The sequence below is a fragment of the Streptomyces xanthophaeus genome (assembly GCF_000725805.1).
Classification (GTDB): Bacteria; Actinomycetota; Actinomycetes; order Streptomycetales; family Streptomycetaceae; genus Streptomyces; species Streptomyces xanthophaeus.
Genome location: NZ_JOFT01000083.1, coordinates 1 through 1,519 on the forward strand (window position 1 = coordinate 1; position 1,519 = coordinate 1,519).

Annotated in this window: 1 protein-coding gene; it reads left to right on the top strand. The window is 71.1% G+C overall.

From position 1 onward, the window contains the following. On the top strand, nucleotides 1-1,519 hold a 1,519-nt coding region (locus IO30_RS0128975), incomplete at both ends, for a type I polyketide synthase (RefSeq protein WP_031147773.1).

Below are 1,519 nucleotides of genomic sequence, written 5' to 3' on the forward strand. Positions count from 1 at the left end.
TATGGCCTGCCGTTACCCGGGCGGGGTGTCGAACCCTGAGGAGTTGTGGCAGTTGGTGGCGGAGGGCCGGGACGCGATCTCGGGCCTGCCGTCCGACCGGGGCTGGGACCTGGAACGCCTCTACAACCCCGACCCCGACCAGCTCGGCACCGTCTACGCCCGCGGCGGCGGCTTCGTCCAGGCCGCCACCGACTTCGACGCGGCGTTCTTCGGGATCAGCCCGCGCGAAGCCGTGGCCATGGACCCCCAGCAGCGGCTGCTGCTGGAAGCGGCCTGGGAAGCCCTGGAGGACGCGGGGCTCGACCCCGCCTCGCTGCGCGGCAGCGACACCGGCGTCTTCGCCGGTGTGGGACCCTCCGACTACGCGGCCACCCCGGCCGGTTCGCTGCCTGAGCTGGAGGGATTCCGCCTGACCGGTGGTACGACCAGCGTCGTCTCCGGCCGGGTTGCCTACAGCCTCGGGCTGGAAGGCCCTGCGGTCTCGGTCGACACCGCCTGCTCCTCGTCGCTGGTCGCCATGCACCTGGCGGCGCAGGCTCTGCGCTCGGGCGAGTGCTCACTGGCACTCGTCGGCGGCGTCACGGTCCTGGCGGGCCCGACCCTGCTGATGGAGTTCAGCCGCCAGCGCGGCCTGGCGGAGGACGGCCGCTGCAAGTCGTACGCAGCTGCCGCCGACGGCACGGGCTTCTCCGACGGACTCGGTCTGGTGGTTCTGGAGCGTCTCTCGGACGCCCAGCGCAACGGGCACCGGATCCTCGGTGTCGTCCGGGGCAGCGCGGTCAACCAGGACGGCGCGAGTAACGGCCTCACGGCACCGAACGGCCCCGCGCAGGAACGCGTGATCCGCCAGGCCCTGGAGAACGCCGGTCTGAGTCCTGCGGATGTGGACGCGGTCGACGGCCACGGGACGGGCACCCGCCTGGGTGATCCGATCGAGGCGACGGCGCTGCTGGCCACGTACGGGCAGGAGCGGGTGAACGGTCCGCTGCGGCTGGGTTCGATCAAGTCGAACATCGGTCATACCTCGGCTGCGGCTGGTGTGGCTGGTGTGATCAAGATGGTGAAGGCGATGCAGCACGGTGTGCTGCCTCAGACGCTGAACGTGGACGAGCCTTCGCCGCACATCGACTGGACCGCGGGCGAGGTCGAGCTGCTGACCGAGGCCGCGGAATGGCCTGCCACCGATGGTCGGCCGCGCCGTGCGGGTGTGTCGTCGTTCGGCGTGAGCGGCACGAACGCCCACCTGATTCTGGAAGAGGCGCCTGCCACAGAGCCTGCTGCTCCTTCGGACGGTGGCTCGGTTGTCGCTCCGCCGGTGGTGCCGGTGGTGGTGTCGGGCAAGAGTGCGGAGGCGCTGGCTGCGCAGGCGGGGCGGCTTCGGTCGCATCTGCTGGAGCGTCCGGAGCTCGACGTGGTGGACGTGGCGTTCTCGGCGGTGACGTCGAGGGCGCAGTTCGACCAGCGGGCTGCTGTGGTGGCTTCGGATCGTGAGGGTCTGCTGGCGGGGCTGGGTGCACTG